The sequence below is a fragment of the Burkholderia plantarii genome (assembly GCF_001411805.1).
In the GTDB taxonomy this organism is placed as follows: Bacteria; Pseudomonadota; Gammaproteobacteria; order Burkholderiales; family Burkholderiaceae; genus Burkholderia; species Burkholderia plantarii.
On the sequence record NZ_CP007213.1, the window covers coordinates 2,358,495 to 2,384,530 of the forward strand.

The following is a 26,036-nucleotide window of genomic DNA, read 5'->3' on the forward strand; positions in this document are numbered from 1 at the left end:
CATGCCTACTGCCGGTAGATATCTGCGAATCGCCTGGCAAACTGCTCGATCCGAATCCCGCGCAACTCGCGCTTCTGCTTGACGTAGTCCTCGAACAACACGCCGCGATCCAGAGCGACGAACATCTCCAGATAGTGATCGGCTGCGCCCTCGGCAAAGCCGTACTTGAGCAGCACGTTCCTGAACTCGCGATCGTCGAAGCGCAGCCATTTCATGTCGGGTATGCCGATTTCCTTGCCGATGAGCGCCGCGATTTCATCCGTGCCCGTCTCGTCGCTGACCACGTAGCGGAACGAATGCCCGTGGAAATCGAGCGACATCAATGCCTCGGCGGCTTCGTCGGCGATCGCCGCCGGCTCCACCACCGTGAAGGTGCCTGCCGGTATCTCGAACATGTTGCCCATGTGTCCCGCGCTTCGGATCAGCCCGATCGACAGCAGCAGGTTGGTATAGAAATAGCCGGCGCGAAGGTGCAGGACGTTGACCCCTTCCAGGCCGTTGAGGACGACCTCGGCCAGGCCCATTCCGCTGATCGCTCCGGCATCGTGCAAGCGGTGCGCGCCGTAGCTGCTGAGGAACACCGCATGCTTCACGCCGGCGGCGCGAATGGCAGCCGCGAAGTTTTCCGCCAGCGCGACGCTGAATTGCTTCAGGTCCGGCTGATCCCATCCCGGCGGCAACATCAGATAAACGCCGTCGGCGCCTTCGAAGGTCCTGGCGAGGAACGCCGCATCCTGCAGGTCGCCCACCGCGGCGACGGCACCGAGCCGGACCAGTCCGGACAGGTTGTCGGCATCGCGACCGATCACCGTGACCTCGTGACCGTTCTCGAGCAGTCGTGTCGCCAGCGGCCGGGAAACATTGCCGGCACTTCCCGTTACAACGTATTTCATGTCACACCTGTTGAAGAGAGTTCGCAGCAAGGATCCGAATGTCGAAGATTCGAACCCCTCGAGTCAGGTACCCCCAGGCCCGGCACTGCGCCCGTGAGCCTGGTGACCGGCGATTCAGTCGCGCCGGATCGATCGTCATCGAGGCTTTCAGTGTCGCGCAAACCCTCGCAAGAACTAAGTACTTGCGATTCCGAAGAATCCGGACGCCGCCGTCCACAATGGCGACGAACCCGGTTCCTCGCGCGATCGGGGCGCGGCCTCTCATCGCCGGTGCGAGGCTTGCCGCCGCGGAGAAATGTTCCGATCTGTTTCAACTGTCGCCGTGTTTATCCTCGCGGCCGTTTCGCCTACCGTTTCCCCGTTTCCAACCGATTCGTGGAGATCGTCGATGAGCAATTCCGCTGCAAGTGGTGACGCGCGTCCCGTCGTGCTGGTCACGGGCGCGCTAGCCGGTATCGGCCGCGCGACCGCCCTGGCATTCGGTGCCGCCGGCTATCGCGTCGTGGTGTCGGGGCGCCGCCCCGAAGCTGGGAAGGCGCTGGAGGAAGCGCTGCGCGCGCTCGATCACGAGGCCAGGTTCGTCGAGGCGGACGTGCGCTTCGAGGAGCAGGTCTCGGCACTGATCGATACCACGGTTCGACACTTCGGCCGCCTGGATATCGCCGTGAACAATGCCGGTATCGACGGCAAGTTCCGCTCCATCCTCGAACACGACGCGAAGAGCTACCAGGAAGTCTTCGATGCCAATGTCCTGGGCACTTTTCTGAGCATGAAGCACGAGTTACGCGCCATGCGCTCCCGGGGATCCGGCAGCATCGTCAACATTTCGTCCACCATGGGTACCCGGGGCGCACTCAATGCCTCGCTCTATGCCGGCAGCAAACACGCGGTGGAAGGCATGACCAAGGCGGTCGCGCTGGAGGCGGCGCCGTTCTCGATTCGCGTCAACGCGGTGGCCCCCGGGCCGGTCCAGACGGAAATGTTCGACCGCATCGCCGTCGATGCCGGGGGACGCGACGCCATGATTGCTGGCGTTCCACTCAAGCGGCTCGGCACCGTGGAGGAAATCGCGCAAATGATCCTGTTCGTCGCCTCCGACAAGGTTCCGTTCCTGACCGGAGAAGTCATCCGCGTCAACGGCGGCAAGACCGCCTGAGGCAAGACCGGCCCTGACGACGGAGCGGCCCGCACAGGCCAGCCCGTCGGTTAATTTTTTTCTCCTGCCTTCTTCCCATGATCATCCACAGTATCGAAGACCGGACCGGCACCCATTGCATCGATTTCATCGAGGACGAGGCCGAGGGCGGCTTTCGCTTCAAACTGTTCAGGAAGGAACCGGAAGACCATGGCCGCTGGTCATTGACGGCGGACTACTCGGGGACCCGATACGATGATCTCGCCCAGGCCATCGCCGCCGCCAGACGGGCAGTGCCCTGGCTGGACGACCAACCGGCCCGCTGACGGGGCCGGTTGGTCCTTGCGGTCGCCCCTGGCCGCCATCTCGTCAACCCGGGCCGAGCGCCGCCTTGCGTGCCCGGTAGCGCATTCCCGCGAACCACGACAGCGCGAAGGCGATCATTTCACAGGTGGCCGCCGACCACCCCAGGTCGGACACGGAAGCCAGCGAGATCGTCAGCGACCCCAGAGAGGCGCCCAGCGAAAAGCCCAGGTACATGAAGGAAGCGTTCATCGACAATGCGATCGGGGTGCCGGCAACCCCGGCGACGCCGATCAGCGTCACCTGCTGGGCAGGATAAAAGGCCCAATGCGCCATGCCCCAGCCGACGATGCAGAACAGGATCGGCAGCAGGCTGCCGCGCGCGCCCGGTAGAGGGAGATGGGCACGCCACGACATCGTCGCGAATACGAGGACCATCAGCGCGAGACTGGGGAGTACCACGCGGCGGGGCCCGAGACGATCCGTTCCCTCGCCGCCGATCACCACACCGATCGCCGCCGACGCCCCCCACGTGAAGAGGATGTAGCCGATTTGCGCGCCATCGAGCCGTGTCACGCTGGAGACGAACAGGGCCAGGTAGGTGTACATCGTGTAGGCGCCGGTCGCCCAAATCATCGTGACCAGCAAGGTCAGCAGGATGGCCGGCTGCCGGACCGTCCGCAGCCGCTGGCGCAGGCTCGCCACGGTCATGCCCTTGCCGATATGCGAAGGCATGCCGACGATCAGCCCCAGCGTCGCGACCGCCGACAGCACGGCCACGCAGGCAAAGGTCATCCGCCATCCAAGGTGATTGCCGATCAATGCACCGAACGGGACACCGAAGGCGATCGCGACCGAAATGCCGCCGTTGACGATGGCCAGTGCCTTGCCGCGCCTTTCAGGGCCCGCGACCACGCCTGCCAGGGCATTGGCTCCCGGTACGTAAAGCCCGGCGGCACCTGCCAGCAGGACGCGCGCGGCCATCAAGGTCCAGTAGCCGGGGGCGGCCCAGGCCAGGATGTTGGCCGCGCTGAAGGCCAGCATGGTGAAGATCATCATGCGCCGCCGATCGACATGCCCCGTCAGGGCGGTGAGGATCGGCGAGCTCAGCGCGTAGGCCAGGGAAAACACCGTCACCAGCTGGCCGGTGGCGACGACGCTGGCATGCAGATCCCTTGCCATCTCGGGCAGGAGCCCGGCAATCACGAAGCTCTCGGTTCCGACTGCGAAGGTACCGAGTGCCATGAAGAACAGGGGAGGATAGGAAAAGCGTTCGGGTGGATTCACGGGGCAGGTTTCCTGCGGGAGGGCGCCGCCTCGCGCGCCCCGGCACTCGTACGAACAACCGGGCAGCGGCGCGGGCTCACGGCAATGGAGCCCGATGATAGGGATGCGAGGACCGGGGAAAAAGATGGGGCATGTCGCATCACTTCGGACACGCCTGTCCGAAGTGATGCGCGCCCGCCTTCCGCAAGGCAGCGACGGGCGCCGAACCAGGACGGCTCGACCCAGGCGCATGCCGCGGCCAGGACGCGAGCCGGACAGTCGTGTCCGAAATGATGTGAACTGCGAAGCATTTTTCTCCGTCGCGCCGGCCCCTACCATGGCAGGGTTGCGGATCGACCGCATCGTGCAAGGAGAAAACATGAATGACATGGTCTCGAGTTCCACCGACACAATCAGGGTGGGTGTGATCGGAGCCGGCACCTGGGCCGAATACGGCCACTTCCCTTCCCTCAAGCTGTTGCCGCAATACGAACTGACGGCCATCCACAGCCGTTCCTGCGACAAGGCTGCCGCATTGAAGCGGCGCCACGGCTTTCGTCACGTCGCCGGTTCGCTCGATGAGCTGGTGAATCACCCGGAGGTCGACCTGGTACTGGTGCTGACCCCGGCGCCGCAGCACGAGGCAGGCATTCGCGCCGCGATCGCCGCCGGGAAGGACGTCTACTGCGAATGGCCGCTGACGCCCGGCACGGCGCTGTCGAGGGAACTGCTGGAACTGGCCGGCAGGGCTGGCGTGCGCACCCTGGTCGGACTGCAGCGCCGCCTCGCACCGGACTATCGATACCTGCACGACCTGATCGAGGCGGGAAAGATCGGCGAGGTCCGCTCGATCCGGCTGCACATCAGCGTCGAATACTTCACGCGGCTTCGCACGATCGGCCTGCACTACACCGTTCCGGCGGAAAACTTTTCCAACGTGCTGGCCATCTATGGCGGCCATTATCTGGACATGCTGTTCCATACGCTGTTCGACTATCCGGACCGCATACAGGCCCTGCTTGTGAACCAGTTCAAGGAAATCACGTTCCGGGAAACGGGTGCCACGCTGCCGCACGGCACGCCGGATCAGGTCGTGCTGGCCGGAACCTTCCCGAACGGCGCGATCCTGACCGTCCACATCGAGGCAGGCAAGCTGAACAACTACGGCATCCAGCTCGACGTCACCGGCACCGAAGGCGACCTGCGGGTGACCAACCCGGCCAGCTTCGGCGAGACGTCCAACCGGCTCGAGATCGCCGTCGGCGAAGGCCAGGCGCTGCAACGGCTGGACGTGCCCTCCGGGTACGAGTGGCTTCCACCCAACGCACTGGGCGCCAGCACGCGCGAGCTGGCCAACCTTTACGCGGCCCACGCCCACGACCTCCGGCACGGCGGCCAGCGTGCGCCCACGTTCGCCGACGCCATCCGCGTCCACGAACTGATCGACCAGATCGTGGCCGCCCATGACGGCGGCCGGCGCATCGACCTGAACTTCTCGTAACGGACCATCCATGCCAACGCTTTTCACTCCCATCCAGCTCGGCCGCTATGCGCTGAAGCACCGTGTCGTGCATGCACCGGTGACGCGGCTTCGTTCCGATCCCGACGACACCCCGAGCGCCATGATGGTCGAGTACTACCGACAGCGCGCCAGCGATGGTGGTCTCCTGATATCGGAGTCGTCGCATACCCTGCGCAGCGGGCGCGGCTACCTCGGCGGCCCCGGCATCTACGAAGACCGGCATATCGCGGGCTGGAAGAAAATCGCCGACGCGGTCCATGAAAAGGGCGGCCGCATCTTCATGCAGATCGTCCACGACGGCCGCCAGTCCCACGTCGACCTGACGGGCGGCACGCCGCCCGTGGCGCCATCCGTGGTTCCGTTCGAAACCCGGGTGCTCACGGCCAGGGGCTGGGTCCCGAACTCCCCTCACCGGGCGGCCGACATCGAGGAGGTACGCCTGTTGATCGATGCCTACCGCACCGCCGCGGAGCGCGCGCTGGAGGCCGGCGTCGACGGCGTGGAACTGCATTCGGCCAACGGCTATCTGGCGGACACCTTCCTGCAGGATGGCACCAACACACGCACCGACGACTACGGCGGCAGCATCGAGAAGCGCGCCCGCTTCACGCTGGAGGCCGCGCGCGGCATGATCTCGGTGTTCGGCGCCGACCGCGTCGGCGTGCGCCTGTCCCCCAGCGGCAAGTGGGGCGCCATGTCGGATTCGTCGCCGCAGGACACGTTCCGTTACGTCGTCCGGCAACTCGATTCGATGGGCCTCGCCTACCTGCATCTGATCGAACCGCGCGTCATGGGCGTCGAGACGCTGGACGACAAGGCGGGGCCCGTGGCGTCGGAATACCTGCGGCAATTCTTCGACGGTCCGATCCTCTCCGCCGGCGGTTACGACCGCGAGGGCGCCAATGCCGCGCTGCGAAGCGGCCATGCCGACCTGATCGCTTTCGGTCGCTATTTCACCTCCAATCCGGACCTGCCGGAGCGCCTGCGCCTGAACCTGCCGCTGGCGGACTACGACCGTTCGGCCTTCTGGGGCGGCGACGAGCACGGATATATCGACTTCCCGGCCTACGGCGCCGCGCGCGTCGAATGAACAGTCCGGGGCCCCGCGACGGGGCTCCCGGACGGGCTATTTCGAGCCGGCACGACCAGCCACTCGGCAAGCGCGAGCCGGCGCCCCGATGCGCGCCTCGCGCCGACGTCACTCACCGTGCGCCGTGACGCGTATCGCCGAACACACCGGCATGCTGCGAAGGCGGTGCGCGCCAATAGGACGGTGCAGCCTGCACGCTTGCCCCCAGGACGGCGGCGGCATGCCATGCCCAACGCGGATCGAACAACATCGCGCGCGCCAGGGCCACGAAGTCGGCACGGCCGTCGGCCACGATGTCCTCCGCCTGATGCGGGTCGGTGATCAAGCCGACCGCAACGGTGGTGACACCGCTTTGCTTGCCGATGGCCTCGGCCAGATGCACCTGGTAACCGGGCGCCACCGGGATCTGCTGGCGCGGCGATATCCCCCCCGAAGAGGCCGTGATCCAGTCCACCCCCAGTTCCTCGAGGCGGTTGGCCAGCACGACGCTCTGGTCGAGGTCCCAGCCGCCGTCCACCCAGTCGGTGGCGGAGATCTTGACGCCGATCGGGAATCCGGCCGGCAGCGCCTCGCGGACCGCCGCCACGATCTCCAGCGGATAGCGCATGCGATTGTCCAACGAGCCGCCGTATGCGTCGTCCCGATGGTTGGAGACGGGCGACAGGAACTGGTGCAGCAGGTAGCCATGCGCGAAATGCAACTCGATACCGTCCACGCCGAGACGCAGGGCGCGCCGGGCCGATTCGACGAAGGCCGCCCGGATGCGCCGCATGCCGGCGTGGTCCAGGGCTTGCGGCGGCACCTCGTGTTCCCGTTGGGACAGCGCCGACGGCGCCACCGCGATCCAGCCGCGATCGTCGGACGCCAGCTGTTGCCCGCCCTGCCAGGGCTCCGCGCTGGAGGCCTTGCGCCCGGCATGGCCCAGTTGCAGCAGCAGCCTGGTCCACGGCGCGACCGCTCGCGCCGCCTCGATGACCTTGCCGAGGGCGGCTTCGGTATCGTCGTCCCACAAGCCGAGATCGCCCGGGGTAATCCGTCCTTCCGGCAATACCGCCGTGGCCTCGACGAAGACCGCGGCCGCGCCGGAAGCGGCCAGGCCACCCACGTGGACCACATGCCAGGCAGTCGCCGCGCCGTTCTCGGCCACGTACTGGCACATGGGCGAGACCAGGATGCGATTGGGCAGCGCCAGCGATCCCAGCGCGTACGAGGAAAACAGTGCGCTCATCGCGGCTCCTCAGGCTGCCCTGGCTTCTTGATGGAACGGATAGTCGGTGTAGCCGACCTCGGTACCGCCGAAGAACGAAGGACGATCGTATGCGTTCAGCGGCCAGTTGTTGCGAATGCGCTCGGGCAAGTCCGGGTTCGCGATGAAGTGGCGGCCGAATGCGACGGCGTCCGCCGCGCCGCTGTCGACGATGGCTTCGGCCTTGGGGCCGTCGAAGCCACCGGCCGCCACGATCACCCCCTTGAAGAACCTGCGCATCAGCGGCGCGGCCACCGGCTCCGGATTCTTCGTCTCGTCGTCGACGTTGCCCAGCACCCGCGGCTCGATCAGATGCAGGTAGGCCAGGCCGCGCTTGTCCAGTTCGGCGGCGGCATGGGTAAACAGCGCCTCCGGATTGCTGTCGCCCATGTCTCCCCAGGTTCCGCCGGGCCCCAGGCGAACGGCCACCCGTTCGTTGCCCCAGACCGAGATCAGCGCATCGGTGACTTCCAGCAGGAAGCGGACGCGGTTGGGGATGGTGCCGCCGTACCGGTCGGTGCGCTGGTTCGCGTTGTCCTGCAGGAACTGGTCGACCAGATAGCCGTTGGCGCCGTGCAGTTCCACGCCGTCGAAGCCGGCCTGCAGCCCGCGCCGGGCGGCGGCCCGGAACGCCTCGACGATCTCGGCGATCTCGGCGATTTCCAGGGCGCGCGGCGGCGTATTGGGCACCCAGCCGGCTTCGGTGTAGGCCACGCCCCCGTGCTCGACGGCCGACGGCGCGACCGGTTGGCCGCCACCCGGCTGCAGCTGGCTGTTGGACTGGCGGCCGGCATGGTACAGCTGCAGGAAGATCAGGCCGCCCTTGGCGTGAACCGCGTCGGTCACCTTCTTCCATCCGGCGATCTGGCTGTCGTCGTACAGCCCGGGCGCGCCGAGATAACCGTTGCCGTTGGGCGCCGCAATGGTTGCCTCGCCGATGATCAGGCCGCCCCTGGATGCGCGCTGGCCGTAGTATTCGGCCATCAGGTCGCCGGGCACGGCACCGCTTTCGGCGCGCATGCGGGTCAGGGGCGCCATGATCACGCGGTGCGCCAGACGGTGGGGACCGACCTTGAGAGAAGTCATGATTTTCATGCGAGTTCCTTGGGATTCGATAGGGATGGGCACGCTGCCCGGCGAGCACGCCGGTTCGGCCGATGCGGATCGAGAGCTAGTGTAGTAACGGCCGTCGCAAACCAGAACCCGGAACGGCATCCGAACATTTCGGAATAAAAGTCCGGAATCGGGGGGAACGATAGCCGGGGCGTCCGGGACCGGCCGCCGCCGGTTTGCGCTACCGGCGGGCGGCCGCGTGACCACGCGGCCCCTCGCGTACGCGGCGCGCCGCCGCCTCGCGCCGACAATTGTCGGTGTTCCGGAAATCGGCTAAGGTAGGCGCCGACAATCGTCCTCAATGGCAATGCAAGGATTCCGCCGAATGGATAGCCTGAGCGGTATTTCGATGTTCGTACAGGTTGCGGAAACACGCAGTTTCACCGAGGCCGCGCGCATATTGGGCGTGTCCGCATCGGCGGTGGGCAAGAGCATCGGCAGGCTGGAAGAGCGGCTGCGCGTGCGCCTTTTTCACCGCAGCACGCGCAGCATCACCCTCACGGCGGAGGGCGCGCTGTTCCTGGAGCGGTGCCGCCGCATCCTCGGCGAACTCGACGCGGCCGAGTCGGAGCTGTCCCATGCCGCCGGCTCGCCCCGCGGGAAGCTGAAAGTCGGCATACCGCAGTTGAACAAGTTGTTCATGCCGGTGTTCGACAGCTTCATGCAGCGCTACCCCGACATCGATCTGGATATCGACATGTCCGACCGCATGGTCGACGTCATCGAGGAAGGCTTCGACATCGTCGTGCGCACCGGCGAGCAGCACGACTCGCGTCTCGTCGTCCGGAAGATGGGCGCGTGCGCGCACGTGCTGGTGGCGACGCCCGGTTATCTGGAACGCCACGGCGAGCCGCGGCATCCGTCGGAGCTGGTCCGCCACATGTGCCTGCAGCATCGCTTCCCGGCGACGGGAAAACTCGAGCGGTGGCCGTTCCTGCTCGACGAGTCGGAGCCCGACGTCGTGCTCCCTGAAACAATGACGGCCAACACCATCGAGCCGCTTGCCTATTCCGTGTTGCAAGGCCGCGGGATCGCCTTCCTGCCCGCTTTCCTGGTGCGGGATGCACTGGACAACGGGCAGCTGCGCACCGTGCTCGACGACTATCTCGATCGCACCGTCGAATTCCGGATGCTTTGGCCGGCGAGCCGCTATGCGTCTCCGAAGCTGCGCGTCTTCATCGACCACCTGATCCACCATCTCAAGATCTAGCCCCGCGCGGCAACCGCGTGACCGGCATTCGCGAATGGCGTGCGGGGGCGGCGCCCCTCAAGCCGCGTCCGGCTGATTCTGCGGCAACGCCGCCGCAAACGCGGGATCGTCGAGACAGTCACGGGCAATTCGCGCGACCCGCTGAAACGAATCGGCCTGCACCCCGTTATTCAGCGCGCTGACGAACTGAGGCACGAGAAACGCGTCGGCCAGCGTCGGTGCCTGGCCGAGACAATATCGTCCCGCCCGATCCGCGCGCTGCAGCGTTACCTCGATCGCGCCGAGCCCCTCGCGGATCCAGTGTTGCACCCAGGTCCGGCGCGCCTCGCCGTCGAGCGCGAAGCGGCTGCCGAGAAAGCGCGGCACGCGAAGCGAATGCAGCGGATGAATGTCGCTCGCGAGCGCGGCCATCAGGCTGCGCACGTAGGCGCGCTCGTTCGCCTCGCGCGGCAACAGCGGTCGCGTTGGATACCGCTCCTCCAGATACTCGCAGATCGCGATCGATTGCGTGATGCGCTGGCCGTCGTCGGTCACGAGCACGGGCAGCATCCGTTGCGGATTGATCGCCTCGAAGGCCGACGTATTGTGCTCGCCGTCGCCGCGCAGCAGGTCGACGGCAACGGTCTGGTACGACAGGCCCTTCAACGCCAGCGCGATCCGCACGCGGAACGACGCCGTCGAGCGAAAGTGGGAATACAGCTGCATGAGAAGCTCCCGCGCCGCTCAACTGCCGGCGTAAGTGAGATGAATGGGCTGGCCGGGCTCCGCACGCGCGAGATTGCCAAGCGCTGCGTTCTGCGGCACGTTTTGCAGCGCGTACAGCTCGAGCGCGACGAGACCGTCGCGATTGTCGATGGCATGCGAGCACCAGGCCGGCACGAACACCCAGTCGCCGGGTGAGATGGCAAGGCGCCCGACCGCGTCATCGAGGAGCAGGCAGCCCTGCCCGCTCAGCACCGAATACAGATGCCAGAAGGAATGGCTGTGAAGCGGCGCATGCATCCCCGGTTCGACGCGCTGCGCCGTCAGCGACAGGCCCGGCGCGGCCTCGGTGGCGTCGCGCGTTGCGGCGCGCGTCAGCGCCACGGAGCCGCGCGCGTGGCGCGGCTGCAGGCCGACGGTGCGCCATGTGGCATCGCGGCGCCAGATGGCGGGCGCCTCGGGCAATGGTCGCGTGCCGTCGAGATAGGCGGAAAACGACATGAACGTCCCCTCTTGGATTGGCATCGAAGGCCTCCGTTTCGAATCATGACCGGCACCCCGCTCGCGAGAGCCGGGCGTGCCGCAGCGCCCCGCCTCGCTCAACCGTCTAGCGACAACACGGCCGGAAGCGCCCGCGCCAGCGTGGCTGTCCCGGTCGCCGTACCGCCAAGCGCCGCGAACAGGCCCTGGACACAGGTTTCGGCATCGAGCGTGAGCCGCGACTTGCGGCCCGGGCGCGGCAGTTCCTGCGTGTAGTAATGCGGGCCCTCGACCGGATAGCCGATCGCCCAGATGCACGGATTGACGGCACCGTCGCGCCCGATCACGTGGTTCGACCCGGCGATGTCGATGCCGCCCGGCCGATAACCGCCGTTGCGGTAAGGACGAATCAGGCCGCGCGCCAGCAGGTTGGCGACGAGTTCGGAGCGGTCGGACTCCGGATGGAACACGTCGATACGAGAGAACACCAGCACGTCGGCATGGCGCCGTTCGACGCCGTGCCCGAAACGCGATTCGATCGCGAAGCGGGCCGCCTGCCGATCGTGGACCACGCTGGCCCCCGGCCCGCCAGCGACGTCGAGCAGGCCCTGGTCGATCAGCGTCAGCCATTCGAGGTTGCGATGCCGGGGCGGCCCGAATACGATCCGGTTCAGCGTATTGACGAACTGCTCGGTGAACACGCGGTTCGAATCAGGCGTGAAGCCGCCGAATTCCGCGGCATGGCGGAACTGTTCGCGCAGATCGCGCAGCACGTCGGTCGCCGCCTTGAGCGGGCTCCCGACGTTGCCCTTGTCGACCTCGACGAGATCGTCGACGAGAAAACCGCGGAAAAATTCGCGGTAGCGCTGCAGATCGTCGAAACGGCGCGTGCCGACCGGATCGAGAATCGCCTCGATCGCCTCGCGCGCCGCCGCGTCGAACACAAAGGTGCCGGGCGCCGGTTCGCGGCCGGTGCGCGCCATCTGGCTCGCGTAGGCCATGTCGGCCATCACCAGCGGCATCAGCTCCGTGACGAAATCGATGCGCGGGTCGCCGCGCGCCGAGCGAGCCTGCTCGCGCAGCCGTGCAATCGCCTCCATGGTCAGGAAGCGCGGCGTATAGCGGCCCGCGGCGCCTTTCTGGTTGATCGCGCGCGCCGAAAACGGCAGGCCGCTGCGCGAGAACAGCAGCATGGCGGGCTCGCGGCCCGAGCGCTCGTAGCGCAGTTTCCCGTCCCGCCGGACGAACCGCCCACCGCGCCCCACCGTCAGATGCGAGACCACGTCGTGAGCGGTCAGGCCCATGCCCTGGATCGCGACCGTGGCATCGGGCGAGATCCGGCCGAGTCGCTCGGCCGGATAGGCGTGCGAGAGGAAATCGAGCCGGTCGTTGCGGGCGCCGAGTGCCGTCACGAACGCCTCGTGCGCGAGATCGGCCTGATCGGGCTTGCGCTTGCCGTGGCCGGTCGTCAGCATCAGATAGTCGGTTTGCAGCGTGGCGCCGCCGGCCAGATGCACCACGAACCCGTGCCCCGCCGGCTCGACGTCGAGCGCCGCGCGCCGGTGGTGGCACACCGTCACGTTCGCCGGCAAGGCGCGCACGATGCGATCGAACGCGGCCGAGAAATACCGGCCGAGCAACTGGCGCGGCAGATAGTGCTGCTCGCCGATCTCCTCCCCGTGCGGGGCGCCGGTGGGATGGAACGCGCCATCGAAATGCCGGTAGCCGGCCTGACGCGCCCATTCGATGAAGCTCGGCGCGGCCGCGCCGCCAACCGCGTTGTCGGGCGGAAAGATCGTCACCTGGCTGGCGAGCGTGTTGGTCAGCAGGTGCCACGGTTGCGTATCGTAGTGGGTCCCCTGTCCGCATTCGCCGGGGTCGACGACGTGGACACGAATCGGGACCTCGCTCCGATGCGCGTGCAAATGCTGCGCCAGGCGCTCCAGCAGGCTGACGCCGCGTGGCCCCATGCCGATCACGGTCAGCGTGATGTCGTTCATCGTCGCCCCCCTCAGACCGGCTCGCCCGCGAGCGTCGGCTGGCGCTCGACGGCGGCCTGACCGGCGAGCGGCGGTTCGTGCAGCAGCGCGGTGTCAGGGTCACCGGGCCAGCGCGGAAAGGTGCTCAGCACCGCAGGATCGTGGCCCGGGATGACGTGGTCGGGGCCATCGGCCAGCGCATCGATGCGCGCATAGCCTTCGAGCATCCGCGCGACGTCGGCCACCAGCGGGAACGGCCGCCGCTCGCGAATGTTGGCCCAATAATGCGCGCCGTCGCTGGCGATGACGAGGTGGCCGCGCCGCGTGCTTACCCGCACGACCTGCTGGCCGAGCGTATGACCGCCGATCAGGTGCAGCGAGACGCCCGGCGCCAGTTCGGCGTCGCCGTCGTGGAACACGAGGCGCCCGTCGTAGAGGTGGCGCACCGCGGCGATCACGTCTTGCCGCTCGAACGGCCGGCGCAGCAGTTCGTGGCACATGCAGCGACCGGTGCAGTACTGCATCTCCAGGTCCTGTACGTGAAACCGCGCATTTGAAAACAGGTCGAAATTGCCCGCGTGATCATAATGCATGTGGGTAATGACGACATCACTGACCTTGGCCGCATCGATTCCAACGCGTTCCAGCGCCGCGCCGGGCGAACGCAGAAACACGCGGTGGCGCCTTGCCGCCATTTCCGAAGTGAAACCGGTATCGACCACGATTACGCGCTGGCCGTCGCGAATCGCCCAAATAAAATAATCCTGCGGCATCGGGCCGTCATGGCCGTCGTAAAACAGGTAATTCTCGCGTGCCGTCCGGTCGGGCTGCACGGCATATCGCAAGGCAAATACCTCGTGGTTGGGGGCAAGCGGGGAAATCATGCAGTCACCTTTTCGTTTTAAATACGTGTTCGAATATCGATGCATGGCCGCCATCGCCGATTTCATCGGGCGAATGACGCGCCGCAGCGGAATTCATTGTTTTCTGAACACGTACAGATAGAGACTGCTCGATACCTTCAGCTCGCCGGTGCGGGCCCGGTGCGCCTCGATGACCTCGCGTGCGGCGTCACGCAGCGAATCGTTGCCCAGTTGCAGGGCCACGTTCCTGTAACGCATGGTATGCGTGTAGAAATCGAGCACGCGATCGACCGAATCGAATGTCATGGTGCCGTCGAACCATGGCTTGCGCACGAGTTCGAGCGAAGCCGGTGCGTGGCGAAGGATGTTGGCGTCGCAGAAGCGGTTGGTGCCGGGCGCGGTCAACGCCGGGTGATCATGCGCGAAGCCGAGCTTGAGCAGCGCGTGATCCTGGAAGCGGTTCAGCTCGCTCATCCAGTCGAAATCGGGCGTCAGCAGGGCAACGTGGCCGCCGGGCCTGGTCAGCGCGGCCAGCCTGTCGAATGCACCGCCGATGTCCGGCACGTGGAACAGCACTAGATTGGCGAGCACCAGGTCGAAGCTTTCGTCGGCGAACGGCGCGTCCTCGATCGAGGTGCGCAGGAAGCGATGCCGGCCCGGCGTGGTGCCGACCTGCTCACGGGCCGCCTCGACCATCGGCTCCGCGATGTCGATCGCCGTCACGTTGACCGGACGCGAGGCGGCCAGCGCATGGCTGAAGCGGCCCAGCCCGCAGCCCGCGTCGAGCACTTCGGTAAAGGCGAGATCTCGCAGCTGATCGGCATACCAGCGCGAGATCGACTGCTGCGCGAGTGACTCCCACGCTTCGGAACGCACCCGGAAATCCTCGGTGGTGGCGTAGCTGTGTTTGACCAGATGATCCTTGTTGAAGTAAACGCTCATGTCCATCGTCAGCTCTCCTGATTGACGGCACCGGCGGATCGCCGGGCCGATTGGTGATGCGCGAATGCGGGACCTCCGACTGAATGGCCAATCAATCAAGCTTTCCATTCGCTTGATTTTTATGAGGTCATAAAAAATAAAAATGCATACGGATTATTATTCCATGTCGATTTGTTATGCCATCGATCGACGGCTTTACGGGCGACGTGATGCATATGTAGGTTAATCAGGCATTTGATGTCAAGGCATTTTTACGCTTGACAACCATGCACGTTGAACTAGAGTACACCGGGATTTAAATGAATATTCCAGGAGTCAGATTCCATTCTGTTACAGTCAGATCGATATTTAAAATCGAGATATGAATTCTTAAAATGGGAGATTTCCAATGGACGACAAAAACAGATCGGCGCAACTGTTTGCTCGCGGCAAGCGCCATATTCCGGACGGCGTCAGTTCGCCGTTGCGATCGTTTCGGCTGGTGGGCGGCGACCCGGTGGTGGCACGCGAGGCGTGCGGGGCGCGGATCCACGACGTGGATGATCGCGAGTACCTCGATTTCCTGAACGGCTTCGGCGCGCTGATCCTCGGCCATGCGCACCCCGAGGTGGTGGAGGCAATCCGCGCGCAGGCAGGCCGCGGCACCTCGTATGGCCTCGCCAACGAGGCCGAGTACCAGTTGGCCGAGCGCATCGTCGACAGCACCCCGTCGCTCGAGGCGATCCGCTTCGTCTGCAGCGGCACCGAAGCTGTCATGACCGCCACGCGCATCGCGCGCAGCCATACCGGGCGCAGCCTGATCCTGAAGTTTCGCGGCTCGTACCACGGCCACTCGGACGCGCTGCTCGCCAGCCCGCTGAACCTCGAGGGCGGGGCGGCGGCGCTGAAGACGGTCAGCCGCGGCATCACGCGCCAGGCAAACCGCGAGGTCGTATTGTCCGAGTACAACGACGTCGAGGAAGCCTCGCGCGTGTTCGCCGACCACGGCGACGACATCGCCGCCGTGGTGGTCGAGCCGCACTCGACCAACATGGGTTTCGTGAAATCACGGCCCGAGTTCATCCAGGCGCTGCGCGACCTCACGCACCAATATGGCGCGCTGCTGATCTTCGACGAGGTGGTGTCGGGCTTCCGCTTCAACTACGGCGGCATCAGCAGCCAGTTCGGCATCGATCCCGACCTGACGACGTTCGGCAAGATCATCGGCGGCGGCACGCCAGTGGGCGCGTACGGCGGCAAATCGCTGTACCTGTCGCACGTCGCGATCGGCGGCGGCGTGTTCCAGTCGGGCACCTTCGCCGGCAACCCGCTGACCACGGCGGCCGGCAACGCCACGCTCGAGATCCTGTCCCGGCCGGGCTTCTACGAACGGCTGGACGCGCTCGGCGCGGACCTGCAGCAGCGCCTCGAAGCCGGTTTCGCCGCGCATGGCATTCCGTATGTGGTCAGTCGTGCTGGTTCGGTGCTCGGCATCGCGTTCCGCGACGCCGCCGTGCCGATGCGCAACTATCGTGACGTGAAGACCCAGGACTACGACACCTTCACGCGCTTCCACCAGCGCCTGCGCCGCGAGGGCTTCCTGCTCGCGCCGTCGCTGGAGGAGCCGATCTTCCTGTCGGCCGCGCACACGCCCACCGATCTCGCGCGCTTCGCCGACGCGGCCGTGCATGCGTTACGCGAGCTTCATGCCGAGCTGAACAATTAGGACTATTGATTCATTTTCGCCAGACCCCTACCCATCATCCTGAGAGATTCCAGATGAACACCGAAAGCCCATCCGAGGCCGCACGGATCGACGAGGCCGTGACCCGCTGGTACGGGAATGCCACCGTGCGCAACAGCCAGCGCATTCTGGTGCCGCGCAGCATCGTGGAGGAAAACATCTTTCCGAAGTCGCGCCAGCTGATCGCCGAGCACCAGATCGTCTCGTCGCTCGGCAGCGAGGCGATCGCCTACGTGCTGGCGCAGTCGACCTACAAGTACATGTACGAAATCGGCCTGCTCGAGACGCGTTTCGTGATCGACTGCGCGCTGAAGATCATCAACGGCGAGATCATTCCCGCCGCCAGCGAGGAAACACGCCGCGACGCGATCACCATCGTCATCGACGAGGGCTATCACGCCTACGTCGCGCTCGACTTCATCATCCAGCTCAAGGCGAGCACCGGCATCGAGCCGCTATCGGTGCCGCAGACCAACGGCAACCTCGACGCGGTCCACCGCGGCTACGCGACCCTGCCCGCCGCGCTGCACCCGTCCTATCAATTGCTCGCCACCTGCCTGGCCGAGCACACCCTGACCAAGGACCTGCTCAGCATCGGCCGCGAGAAGGAGGCGACGCGCGCCTTCACGCAGGTGATGACGGATCACGTTTCCGACGAGGGACGCCACGCGACCTACTTCGCCACCCAGCTGCGCGAGCACTGGAAGACGCTCGACGCCGCCACGCGCGAACGCATCGGCGTGTTCCTGCCGGCCTACCTCGACGACTATCTGGCCGCCGATCTCGACCGGCGCTTCGATCGCAACGTGCTCGAACAACTCTCGCTCGCGCCTCGCGACATCGACATCGTCCTGGGCGACACGCAGGTGCAGTTCGCGAAGAACGCCGGCGATTACATCGGCGTGACGCGCGCGAACCTCGTAAAGCTGCTCGAGCGCTGCGGCGTGCTCGACGACACCGTGGTAAGGCGCGCGTTCGACGCGCACGATCGGGCGCAGACCTGAGTACACGGCGCGGCTGTCGACCCCGGCGGGGCCCCGAATGACATCGGAGGATACATGTTGCTAGAGCAGATATACCGACACGCCGCACGGCGGCCCGAGCAGGCCGCCGTGCGAGACGAACGCAGCGTATTGAGCTACGCCGGACTGGCACGCGAGAGCCGCCGCATCGCCGCCGCGCTGGCAGCCGCCGCGCCGGCGCGCGGCGCGCTGATCGCGATCTATCACACGCGCTGCGCGGCGCTGGTGGCAGCAATCGTGGCCGTGTGGCGGGCCGGTGCGTCGTATACGATCGTGGAGGCCGATGGCGTGACCGAGGAGCACTATCGCCGGCTGCAGACCATCTCCCCCGATCTCGTGCTGACCACGCGCGAGCACGAGGCCGGGCTGGTCGCGCGCGGCCTGCCCGTCTGCGTCGTCGATTTCACCGCGGTTGCGCTGGCCACCGATGCGCCCGGCGCGGCTCCCTCGGACACGCCGGCGCCGCCCGCCGCCGCCGACCCGGCCTACGTCCTCTTCACCTCGGGCTCGACCGGCGTGCCGAAGGGCGTGGTGGTCACGCACGGCAACATCGCCCATTACGTCGACGCCATCGCGACGCGGCTTGGCATCGAGCCCGGCCTCGCCTATGCGCACGTCAGCACGATGTCGGCCGATCTCGGCAACACCGGCCTGTTCCTGTCGCTGTACACGGGCGGCACGCTGCATGTGATCGAGGATGCGCGGCGCAAGGACCCGGCCGCGCTACTGGACTATCTGGTGGCACAGCGCGTCGACGTGCTGAAGATCACCCCCTCGCACTGGGAAGCGATGTTCGCGCTGCTCGGTGCCGGCCGCACGCACGATCTCGCGCTGCGCCACCTGATCCTCGGCGGCGAGGCCTTCCCGGTCAGGCTCGCCGCGGCGATCCTCGAGGCCGGCGTCACACGCTCGCTCGTCAACCACTACGGTCCGACCGAAACCACCATCGGTATCACCGCCTGCCTGGTGGACCACGCCGGGCTGGCCGCACTCGCGGCCGACGCGACGGTGCCCGTCGGCCGCCCGCTGGGTGCCACGCGGCTTCGGGTGCGCACCGATAGCGGCTACGCCGGGTGCGACGCGCAGGGCGAGTTGTTCGTCGGCGGCCCCGGCGTGTCGGCGGGCTATCGCAACAACCCGGAAGCGAACGCGAAGGCATTCGTCACCGATGTCGAAGGCGATGCACGTTTCTATCGGACCGGCGACATGGTCCGCATCGACGCGGACGGCGTCGTCCATTTCCTCGGCCGCGTCGACCGACAGGTCAAGGTCAACGGCTACCGGATCGAACTCGAGCAGATCGAGCGAACCCTGAAATCACTGGACGGCTGCGAAGGCGCGGCCGCCTTCCTGCTGACGATCCGCGAGCGCCCGGCGATCGTGGCCGCGGTGCTGACACGCGGCGGCCGTGGCGCGCCCGGGATCCGCTCCGAGCTGGCCACGCTGCTGCCCGCCTACATGCTGCCGCGCGAGCTGCTTGTACTGCCGGCGTTTCCGCTGAACCCGAACGGCAAAACCGACCTGGCCGCGCTCCGTGCGATCGTCGAGACAGACCTGCGGACGGCACGCCCCGCCGCCGTCGCGAACCGGGCAACAGCGGCGGCCGGGCCCGTTGACAACGCCGGCGACCACGACGGCGACGACCTGCGCTCGGTGGTGCGCGCCGCATGGCGCAAGTGCCTCGGCATCGACGCATTCAGCGACGACGCCGATTTTTTCGCACTCGGCGGCGATTCACTCGATGCCATCGAGGTGATCGCACAATTGCAGGCAGCCGGCCAACCGGTTTCGGCGCGCGCGTTCCTGAAGCAGCCGACCGTCGCGGCGCTGCTCGACAGCATCCGCCGCAGCGCGTGTCCGGCGCCGGCGGTGCCGCCCCAGCCGGATCCGGACAGGACGGTGCCTTTCGCGCAGCTGTCGGCCGCCCAGCAGCAATTTCTCGAAACGAGGCTGAATCGCGTCGATCACCATAACCAGGCGTTGTTGTTCGATCTCGACGGCCCGGTGTCCGCGCCGTGGCTCGCACGCGCGCTCGACTGCGTGCGCCGCTGGCATCCGCTGCTGTCGACGCGGTTTCGCCGCAACGGCGAAACGTGGTTCGCGCAGGCGCAGCCGGACGCGCCGCGCGACGCACTGCTGCCCGTCACCGAGATCGAACCGGCGCACGGTCCCGACGCGGCACGCGCCCTGATCCGCCGCACCAGCCAGGCCCTGCAGGCGTCGTTGAGCCTCGAGGCCGGGCGCCTGTTCGCTGCGCATCTTTTCATGCGCGCGAACGGTACCGGCCATCTGCTGCTGTGCGCGCATCACGTCGCCGTCGATGCCGTGTCGTGGCGCATCGTGGTCGACGACCTGCAGCGCGTCTACGGCGCGCTGGCCGCGCATCAGCCACTGCCGCCGACGCCGCGCAGCCGGCCGCTGTGGGACTGGACCGCGCATCTGGCAAGCACTCCCGCACTCGAGGGCGACCTCGCCTACTGGCGACGCCTGCCCTCGAATCGGGTCAGCGCCGCGCTGCAGCGGCGCCCCGAGCGCAATCTCGAGCGGCACGCGCGAGCCTGCTGGTGCGCATTCTCGCGCGACACCACGGCCCGGCTGCTGCGCGAGCTGCCGGCCCAGCTCGGCGCGCCATTCCACCACGTCCTGCTGGCCGCCTATATGAAGGCCTGCGACGCGACGCTGGGCGCCGATCCGCACGGCTGGCTCGTCGAGGTCGAGAGCCACGGACGCGTCAGCTTCGACGACGCCGTCGACGTCTCGCGCACTGTCGGCTGGCTGACGTCGGCCTGTCCGGTGGCGTTCGGCGCGCCGTCGGACGACTTCGCCGCCGCGGTGGCCCACGTCAGCTCCGTGCTCGATGCCGTGCCAAACCTCGGCGTCGCCTACGGCGTCCATCGCGCGGCGCTGCGCGAGGCATGGGGCGGGCTGCCGCTCGCACGACACTGCTACAACTTCCTCGGCCACTTCGATCACGACGCCGACGGCCCGCTGAAGCTGCGGCCCTCGACCGGTTCGCCGGGCTTCGCGCGGGGCTACGACAATGACCGCCTCCACGAATTCCGCATGACGGCCCGCATCATCGACGACCAGTTGATCTGCGACCTCGGCTACAGTGGCGAGCACCACGACGACGCGAAGATCGAGGCATTGATGACGCGCGTCGCGGTCCTGCTATGCGAGGCCGCGGCGCCGTTACCCCTGGCCGGGCGGGCCGCGCCCGGCTTCCGGCTCTACGTCGAGGCGGGCAGCAGCGCGGGCCTGCTCGCGTATCGCCCCGCCGCGCTCGGCCTCGATCGCGTCCCCGGCAGGCGACGTCGCACCGGCGACCGCTACGCCGAGATCCTGCTCACCGGCGCGACCGGTTTCGTGGGCGCCTATCTGCTGCGCGACCTGCTGCACGAGACCACGGCCCGCGTTCATTGCGTGGTGCGCGGCGAGACCGATGCACATGCCGCGCGCCGACTGGCCGAGGCGTTTGACGGTTATTTCCCCGCCGCGCCGCTGGCAAATTATGGCGAGCGCGTGAGCGTCCATGCCGGAGACGTGACGCAGGAGCGGCTCGGGCTCGCCCCGGCGGTCTACGCACGGCTCGACCGCAGCGTGGATGCGATCTACCACCTCGCGGCCGACACGCGCCTGTTCGCTACCGAGGAGGCGCTCGACCGACAGAACGTGCTGGGCACGCGCCGCGTGATCGCGTTCGCGCAGGGGCTGCGGCCGAAGCATTTGCACCACATGTCGACCCTGGCGGTCTGCGGCGTGGTGGACGCCCCGCAGGCGATCGCCTTTGACGAGACGAGCCTCGAGATCGGCCAGACTTTTCAGAACGCCTACGAGCGGTCCAAATTCCAGGCCGAGAAGCTGGTGGGCGAATTCGTCTCGCGCGGCGGGCGCGCCTTCATTTATCGAAGCGGCAACGTGTCGGCCGATTCGGTCAGCGGTCGCTTTCAGCACAACGCCACGGACAACCGTTTCATTCAGCTGTTGCGCGCCGCGCTGCGGCTCGGCACCATCCCCGGCGATCTCGATGAAGCCGTCACGCTGAGCCCGGTCGATCTGGTGTCGCGCGGGATGGTGAAGCTGTCGCTCGACGAAGCCGCGAGCGGTACCGTATTTCACGTGGACAGCCCGTGGGAGATTGCGCTCGGCGAGGTGTTCGAGGTGCTCGCCGAACTCGGCGTGTCCCTCGAGACGAGCCGCGGCGCAAGCTTCGCCGAACTGTTCGGACGCGGCTTCGGCGCCGCCGATCGTGACATCGCGCTCGGCTATTTCTGGGCCACGCGGCCGCGACGCGGCGTCCGCTTCGACCATTCCCGGACGCTGCGCCGGCTCGACGGGCTTGCCTGCGGTTTCGGGCGTCCGACCCGCGAATGGCTGCACGCGTTCATGGCGCATTTGCTGGAAACCGGTGCGCTGTCCCGGCAATCGGCGGTCGCCTGACCAGTTGCTCCGGCGAGGCGACGCCATCGCGCGTCGCCTCGCCGGAACCGGTATTTCCGACGCTTTGCCGACGCGATGCGTCGTCGCTTCCGCATGAAACGGAACTCGAGAATCGCGCGGAAACAATCTGCCCAATTGAATACAGACGAAAAATCAAACAATTGGATGCACGGCATACGAACTTGACTGGCAAGTGTTGCCAATAAGAGAATGCCGTGGCTCCATCATGCGTGGCGTCCCGAGGAGGGCATTTTCGATGATTACGCTTGACGTCGATGCAGTACATGCATTTGTCCTGGTGGCCGATCTGGGAAGTTTCACGAAGGCCGCGCATGCGCTGGGGACTTCGCAGGCCTCGGTGAGCGTGAAAATCAAGCGACTCGAGGACCGGCTCGGCTATCGCCTGCTCGATCGCACGCCGCGCCACGTCAGGCTCTCGATCCGGGGCACGGCGTTCCTGCGGCCGGCCCGCAATTTCGTTTCGGCGCATGAGCTGGCCGTGGCCGGCCTGAACGTCTCGTCGAAGCGGCTCGCGATCGGCATCAGCGACCAGGTCGCCGGCCCCAACCTGCCGTCGCTGCTCGCCAAGCTGAGCGCCTACGATCCCACGCTCATCATCGAGGTCCAGATCGACGCCTCGCGCGCCCTGGTGGAAGCGTTCGAGAAGGGCGCGATCGATGCGGCCATCGTCCGGCGCGAGAGCGAACAATGGGACGGCGAGCCGCTGATGCGCGAACGGCTCGGCTGGTTTGCCTCGCCGCTGCGCGAGCATCGCGACGACGAACCGCTGCGGCTCGCCTCGCTCGCGCCGTCGTGCGGGGTCCGCGCGCTCGCGACCGAGGCGCTCGACGCGGCGGGCATCGCCTGGACCGAGGTATTCATCGGCGGCGGGATGGCCGCGGTCGGCGCGGCCGTATCGGCCGGCCTCGCGATCGCCGCGTTCCCCTATAGCGTCGCACCGCTCGGCACCGTCGACGTCGGCCAGCGCTACCGCCTGCCGGCCCTGCCCGATTCCACCATCGTATTGTTCAATTCGACCACCGATGCGGCCTCGCAGGGCGCGATACGGGCGCTGACGGCGTCGTTCCGCAACGTCGAATTCGTGGCGCCCGAGGAAGAACCGAGCGCCATGGTGGCCTGAGGGCCGGCTACCGGCCTCCAGCCTCCGGGACGCGACGCGGGCGGCATCCGCCCGTTGCCGTGCCAGCCCGGGCCGGCCCGCAACCGGACCGAGCAGACACCGCCTACCCCGCTTCCGCACTGCCGTTCCATGTGCCGGCGCCGCGCCGGCACATGCACGCGCGCTCCCGCTGCCGTTTTCCGCATGCGGTGTGCCGCCCTCCAATCATAACGAATCGTTGTTTCTGATATGTTAATTCATCGCTGTTCGTTATCACTGACATCCATTAGAGTGGTTCGCATCCAAGTGCCGTGCGCCGGTTGTGCCCAGCGCGCGGGTATGCCCGCCATCGGGCACTTTCCTTCGATGACCACCGACCATGAAATCCAGGGATTCAGACGGAAACGCAGCCGCCGACGCGCGCCCTATCTCCCGCAGCCTGGCATTGATCGTTTTGCTGATCGGGACTTTTCTTTCTCCACTCGATTATTTCATCGTCAATCTCGCGCTGCCCGCGATTAAAACCGGATTGCACGCCACGGCCGCCGAATTGCAATTGATCGTTTCAGTTTATGCCTCGGCATTCGCGGTATTGCTGGTAACGGGCGGCCGGCTCGGCGATTTATTCGGGCGCAAGCGATTATTCATGGCGGGCCTGGCCGGCTTCGTGCTGGCCTCGGCGCTGTGCGCGGCGGCGCCGAACGGCGGCGTGCTCGTGATCGGCCGGATCCTGCAGGGCGCATCGGCCTCGATCATGGTGCCGCAGATCCTGGCGACGATCCGCACCGTGTTTCCTCCCGAGCAGCAGACCCGCGTGATGGGCTTCTACGGCTTCGTGTTCGGCTTTGCGTCGGTGGCGGGCCAACTCGGCGGCGGCGTGCTGATCACGCTGAAGCCGTTCGGCCTCGACTGGCAGTCGATCTTCCTCATCAACGTGCCGGTGGGCGGCCTGGCGCTGCTCGGCGCCTGGCGCTTCGTGCCGGAGAACCGCCCCGATCGGCGGCCGCGGCTCGACCTCGGCGGCGTGGTGCTGCTGTCGCTGTTCCTCGCGCTGATCATCTATCCGCTCACGCAGGGCCGCGAAACCGGCTGGCCCGCCTGGACCTTCGTCTGTTTCGCAGCGAGCGTGCCGGTGCTGCTGCTGTTCCTGTTCGTCGAGCAGCGGCTCAAGGCGCGTGGCGGCGATCCGCTCGTCGATTTGCACTTGTTTCGCAATCCTGTCTTTTCGATCGGCCTGATTCTCGCATTCTGCTTCTACTGCGACAGCGTGTTCTTCCTGACCTACGGCATCTACCTGCAAAGCGGTCTGCACTGGAGTGCGCTGACGTCGGGGCTGGCGGTGCTGCCGTTCGGCGCCGGCGCGATCTTCGGGCCGCTGATGTCGCCCGCAATCGTGCGGCGCGCGGGCAGCCATGTGCTGACCGCGGGCTTCGCGCTGCTCGCGGTCGGCTTCGGCCTGTCCGGCCTCGCGCTGCGGCACGGCACCGAACCCGATCTGCTGTTCTATTTCGGCCTGCTGCTGGCGGGGATGGGGCACGGCACGGTGCTGCCCTCGGTGGTGCGCATCGTGATCGGCGAGATCGAGCCGGCCCGGGCCGGGCTGGCCGGCGGCGTCGTCACCTCGATGCTGCAGATCGGCTCGGCGTTCGGCGCGACCGCCATCAGCGGCATCTTCTTCTCGGTGCTGTCGAACGGCCGGACGGCGGCCGACTATGCCCATGCCTACCAGGCGGGGATCGCTGTCGCGGCGGTGCTGTTCGTGGTCTGCGTATTCCTGTCGGCCGCACTCGCGGGACGCCACGTCCGCCGCGCGGCGGCCGCGGCCTGAACACGGCGCACGGGCACGCCGGCCGGACGCGTGACGGTGCCCGGCCCGAACCACAAGAGGAGCCCCCCGGGGAAGATCGATGTCGTTCATCACGCCGCTGGACCAGCTGTTCGTCATTTCCCATCTCGAACCTCCCGGCGTGTTTCCGGCTCCCTGGCGCCTGACCGTGAGCGGGCTCGTGGCACGCGACGCGACGCTCGACCTCGCGGACCTGCACCGCTATCCGCAGGCGTCGCTCGAAAGCGTCCACCATTGCGCCGGGAACCCGCTGGCACCGTCCGAGGCATCCCGACAGGCCGCCAACCTGAAGTGGAGCGGCGTCTGGCTGCGCGATGTGCTCGACGACCTCGGCGTGCGGCCTGGCGCGCGCTTCGTCTGGAGCGACGGCCTCGATAGCGGCAGCTTCGCCGGCGAGACGGTCGAGTTCTATCGCAAGGACCTGCCGCTGGCGCGCGTCGCCGAGGACGTGATGCTGGCCACCGGCCTCAACGGACAGTCGCTCGGGCGCGAGCACGGCGGGCCGCTGCGCCTCGTGGTGCCCGGTTACTACGGCACCAACAGCGTGAAGTGGTTGCTGCGCCTGACGCTCGCCGCCGAGCGCGCGCGGGGGCTGTTCACGACGCGGCTCTACAACGACTCGCCGGCGGGCGGCCCGCTGCGGCCCGTCTGGGAGATGGCGCCGATGTCGATGATCGCCGTGCCGGCCGAGGGCGCGCGCGTCTTCGCGCCTGTGCTGGTGCGCGGTTGGACCTGGGGGGATCGTGAGATCCGCAGCGTCGAACTGAGCGACGACGGCGGCCGGCTGTGGTCCGAGGCGTTCGTCGGGCGCCGTCGCGGACGCGAATGGCAGCCATGGTTCGCGCTGTGGGTGCCATCGAAGCCGGGACGCCAGACCATCCAGTGCCGCGCGACCGATGCAGCCGGTGCCACGCAGCCGCACAGCGGCGCACGCAACGGCATTCATCGGATCGAGATCGAGGTCGTCGAGTCGCTCGACGAATGAGGCGGCGCCAACTCACACTCTCACCCCGCCGGAGTTCTCCATGCAAGCGAGAGAAGCGCCGTTCGGAATTCAGCTGAGCTGGGTCTCTCGCCGAAGAACCTGGAGGAAGAAGGCTGTTCAACAACGGTAGTTCTGCCGTCTGGTGACCAGGCCGCC

At 66.9% G+C, this 26,036-nt stretch carries 20 protein-coding genes; 11 read left to right on the forward strand and 9 right to left on the reverse strand.

Going from position 1 to position 26,036, the window contains the following annotated elements; genetic code table 11:
* Nucleotides 1–5: 5 nt before the first annotated feature.
* Nucleotides 6–893, reverse strand: a complete 888-nt coding sequence (locus bpln_RS26840) for an NAD(P)H-binding protein (RefSeq protein ID WP_042628197.1) — start codon at nt 891–893, stop codon at nt 6–8.
* A 388-nt stretch (nt 894–1,281) separates the two neighbouring features.
* Between bpln_RS26840 and bpln_RS26845 the strand changes: the two genes are divergently transcribed.
* Both bpln_RS26845 and bpln_RS26850 read left to right on the forward strand, forming a co-directional pair.
* Nucleotides 1,282–2,049, forward strand: coding sequence for an SDR family NAD(P)-dependent oxidoreductase (locus bpln_RS26845; RefSeq protein WP_042628198.1), 768 nt, complete (start codon nt 1,282–1,284; stop codon nt 2,047–2,049).
* A gap of 77 nt (nt 2,050–2,126) precedes the next feature.
* Nucleotides 2,127–2,354: a hypothetical protein gene (locus tag bpln_RS26850; RefSeq protein ID WP_042628199.1), complete on the forward strand. Its 228-nt coding sequence runs from the start codon at nt 2,127–2,129 to the stop codon at nt 2,352–2,354.
* Nucleotides 2,355–2,397: 43 nt separating this feature from the next.
* Here bpln_RS26850 and bpln_RS26855 read toward each other — a convergent pair whose 3' ends face one another.
* Nucleotides 2,398–3,618 (reverse strand): MFS transporter, encoded by a 1,221-nt coding sequence (locus bpln_RS26855; protein WP_226993670.1) that lies wholly within the window; start codon nt 3,616–3,618, stop codon nt 2,398–2,400.
* 358 nt (nt 3,619–3,976) lie between these two features.
* Here bpln_RS26855 and bpln_RS26860 point away from each other — a divergent pair, with 358 nt between their 5' ends.
* Both bpln_RS26860 and bpln_RS26865 read left to right on the forward strand, forming a co-directional pair.
* Nucleotides 3,977–5,098, forward strand: a complete 1,122-nt coding sequence (locus bpln_RS26860; protein WP_208459457.1) for a Gfo/Idh/MocA family protein — start codon at nt 3,977–3,979, stop codon at nt 5,096–5,098.
* Between the two features lie 10 nt (nt 5,099–5,108).
* The gene (locus tag bpln_RS26865) at nt 5,109–6,209 is read left to right on the forward strand and encodes an alkene reductase (protein ID WP_055140525.1); all 1,101 of its coding nucleotides are present in this window, start codon (nt 5,109–5,111) and stop codon (nt 6,207–6,209) included.
* Nucleotides 6,210–6,321: 112 nt separating this feature from the next.
* On the opposite strand, the gene bpln_RS26870 is transcribed toward bpln_RS26865, so the two are convergent.
* Complete coding sequence (locus tag bpln_RS26870; RefSeq protein ID WP_055140526.1) at nt 6,322–7,437, reverse strand: NADH:flavin oxidoreductase/NADH oxidase; 1,116 nt, start codon at nt 7,435–7,437, stop codon at nt 6,322–6,324.
* A gap of 9 nt (nt 7,438–7,446) precedes the next feature.
* Nucleotides 7,447–8,550, reverse strand: a complete 1,104-nt coding sequence (locus bpln_RS26875; protein WP_055140527.1) for an alkene reductase — start codon at nt 8,548–8,550, stop codon at nt 7,447–7,449.
* A gap of 343 nt (nt 8,551–8,893) precedes the next feature.
* Here bpln_RS26875 and bpln_RS26880 point away from each other — a divergent pair, with 343 nt between their 5' ends.
* Nucleotides 8,894–9,778, forward strand: coding sequence for a LysR family transcriptional regulator (locus bpln_RS26880; protein WP_042628205.1), 885 nt, complete (start codon nt 8,894–8,896; stop codon nt 9,776–9,778).
* 57 nt (nt 9,779–9,835) lie between these two features.
* Here the strand turns inward: bpln_RS26880 and maiA are convergent, their stop codons facing one another.
* The 5 genes from maiA to bpln_RS26905 form a co-directional block, all read right to left on the reverse strand.
* Nucleotides 9,836–10,483, reverse strand: coding sequence for a maleylacetoacetate isomerase (gene maiA, locus bpln_RS26885; protein ID WP_042628206.1), 648 nt, complete (start codon nt 10,481–10,483; stop codon nt 9,836–9,838).
* An 18-nt stretch (nt 10,484–10,501) separates the two neighbouring features.
* On the reverse strand, nt 10,502–11,005 hold the full coding sequence (locus bpln_RS26890; protein WP_082465451.1) for a cupin domain-containing protein: 504 nt from the start codon (nt 11,003–11,005) through the stop codon (nt 10,502–10,504).
* Between the two features lie 74 nt (nt 11,006–11,079).
* The gene (locus bpln_RS26895) at nt 11,080–12,960 is read right to left on the reverse strand and encodes an FAD/NAD(P)-binding protein (protein WP_055140529.1); all 1,881 of its coding nucleotides are present in this window, start codon (nt 12,958–12,960) and stop codon (nt 11,080–11,082) included.
* A gap of 11 nt (nt 12,961–12,971) precedes the next feature.
* Nucleotides 12,972–13,823 (reverse strand): N-acyl homoserine lactonase family protein, encoded by an 852-nt coding sequence (locus tag bpln_RS26900; protein ID WP_042628207.1) that lies wholly within the window; start codon nt 13,821–13,823, stop codon nt 12,972–12,974.
* Between the two features lie 93 nt (nt 13,824–13,916).
* On the reverse strand, nt 13,917–14,750 hold the full coding sequence (locus tag bpln_RS26905; protein WP_042628208.1) for a class I SAM-dependent methyltransferase: 834 nt from the start codon (nt 14,748–14,750) through the stop codon (nt 13,917–13,919).
* Between the two features lie 382 nt (nt 14,751–15,132).
* On the opposite strand from bpln_RS26905, the gene bpln_RS26910 reads away from it, so the two are divergent.
* From bpln_RS26910 to bpln_RS26935, 6 genes are all read left to right on the forward strand, one after another.
* Nucleotides 15,133–16,449, forward strand: coding sequence for an aspartate aminotransferase family protein (locus bpln_RS26910; RefSeq protein WP_055140530.1), 1,317 nt, complete (start codon nt 15,133–15,135; stop codon nt 16,447–16,449).
* Between the two features lie 53 nt (nt 16,450–16,502).
* Nucleotides 16,503–17,471, forward strand: a complete 969-nt coding sequence (locus bpln_RS26915) for a diiron oxygenase (protein ID WP_042628210.1) — start codon at nt 16,503–16,505, stop codon at nt 17,469–17,471.
* A gap of 54 nt (nt 17,472–17,525) precedes the next feature.
* The gene (locus tag bpln_RS26920) at nt 17,526–21,929 is read left to right on the forward strand and encodes an SDR family oxidoreductase (RefSeq protein WP_082465452.1); all 4,404 of its coding nucleotides are present in this window, start codon (nt 17,526–17,528) and stop codon (nt 21,927–21,929) included.
* 256 nt (nt 21,930–22,185) lie between these two features.
* Complete coding sequence (locus bpln_RS26925) at nt 22,186–23,070, forward strand: LysR family transcriptional regulator (RefSeq protein ID WP_055140532.1); 885 nt, start codon at nt 22,186–22,188, stop codon at nt 23,068–23,070.
* A gap of 358 nt (nt 23,071–23,428) precedes the next feature.
* Nucleotides 23,429–24,877 (forward strand): MFS transporter, encoded by a 1,449-nt coding sequence (locus bpln_RS26930; protein WP_055140533.1) that lies wholly within the window; start codon nt 23,429–23,431, stop codon nt 24,875–24,877.
* A 79-nt stretch (nt 24,878–24,956) separates the two neighbouring features.
* Entirely contained in the window at nt 24,957–25,880 is a 924-nt protein-coding gene (locus tag bpln_RS26935) for a molybdopterin-dependent oxidoreductase (RefSeq protein ID WP_055140534.1), read from the forward strand.
* Nucleotides 25,881–26,036: the final 156 nt, after the last annotated feature.

Excerpts from the sequence above, each read along its gene's own strand:
- bpln_RS26935 (WP_055140534.1), top strand. The coding sequence starts at position 24,957 with ATGTCGTTCATCACGCCGCTGGACCAGCTGTTCGTCATTTCCCATCTC.
- maiA (WP_042628206.1), bottom strand. The coding sequence starts at position 10,483 with ATGCAGCTGTATTCCCACTTTCGCTCGACGGCGTCGTTCCGCGTGCGG.
- bpln_RS26915 (WP_042628210.1), top strand. The coding sequence starts at position 16,503 with ATGAACACCGAAAGCCCATCCGAGGCCGCACGGATCGACGAGGCCGTG.
- bpln_RS26890 (WP_082465451.1), bottom strand. The coding sequence starts at position 11,005 with ATGCCAATCCAAGAGGGGACGTTCATGTCGTTTTCCGCCTATCTCGAC.
- bpln_RS26910 (WP_055140530.1), top strand. The coding sequence starts at position 15,133 with ATGGACGACAAAAACAGATCGGCGCAACTGTTTGCTCGCGGCAAGCGC.
- bpln_RS26905 (WP_042628208.1), bottom strand. The coding sequence starts at position 14,750 with ATGGACATGAGCGTTTACTTCAACAAGGATCATCTGGTCAAACACAGC.
- bpln_RS26865 (WP_055140525.1), top strand. The coding sequence starts at position 5,109 with ATGCCAACGCTTTTCACTCCCATCCAGCTCGGCCGCTATGCGCTGAAG.
- bpln_RS26920 (WP_082465452.1), top strand. The coding sequence starts at position 17,526 with ATGTTGCTAGAGCAGATATACCGACACGCCGCACGGCGGCCCGAGCAG.
- bpln_RS26880 (WP_042628205.1), top strand. The coding sequence starts at position 8,894 with ATGGATAGCCTGAGCGGTATTTCGATGTTCGTACAGGTTGCGGAAACA.
- bpln_RS26870 (WP_055140526.1), bottom strand. The coding sequence starts at position 7,437 with ATGAGCGCACTGTTTTCCTCGTACGCGCTGGGATCGCTGGCGCTGCCC.
- bpln_RS26875 (WP_055140527.1), bottom strand. The coding sequence starts at position 8,550 with ATGAAAATCATGACTTCTCTCAAGGTCGGTCCCCACCGTCTGGCGCAC.
- bpln_RS26840 (WP_042628197.1), bottom strand. The coding sequence starts at position 893 with ATGAAATACGTTGTAACGGGAAGTGCCGGCAATGTTTCCCGGCCGCTG.
- bpln_RS26925 (WP_055140532.1), top strand. The coding sequence starts at position 22,186 with ATGATTACGCTTGACGTCGATGCAGTACATGCATTTGTCCTGGTGGCC.
- bpln_RS26895 (WP_055140529.1), bottom strand. The coding sequence starts at position 12,960 with ATGAACGACATCACGCTGACCGTGATCGGCATGGGGCCACGCGGCGTC.
- bpln_RS26930 (WP_055140533.1), top strand. The coding sequence starts at position 23,429 with ATGAAATCCAGGGATTCAGACGGAAACGCAGCCGCCGACGCGCGCCCT.
- bpln_RS26860 (WP_208459457.1), top strand. The coding sequence starts at position 3,977 with ATGAATGACATGGTCTCGAGTTCCACCGACACAATCAGGGTGGGTGTG.
- bpln_RS26845 (WP_042628198.1), top strand. The coding sequence starts at position 1,282 with ATGAGCAATTCCGCTGCAAGTGGTGACGCGCGTCCCGTCGTGCTGGTC.
- bpln_RS26900 (WP_042628207.1), bottom strand. The coding sequence starts at position 13,823 with ATGATTTCCCCGCTTGCCCCCAACCACGAGGTATTTGCCTTGCGATAT.
- bpln_RS26850 (WP_042628199.1), top strand. The coding sequence starts at position 2,127 with ATGATCATCCACAGTATCGAAGACCGGACCGGCACCCATTGCATCGAT.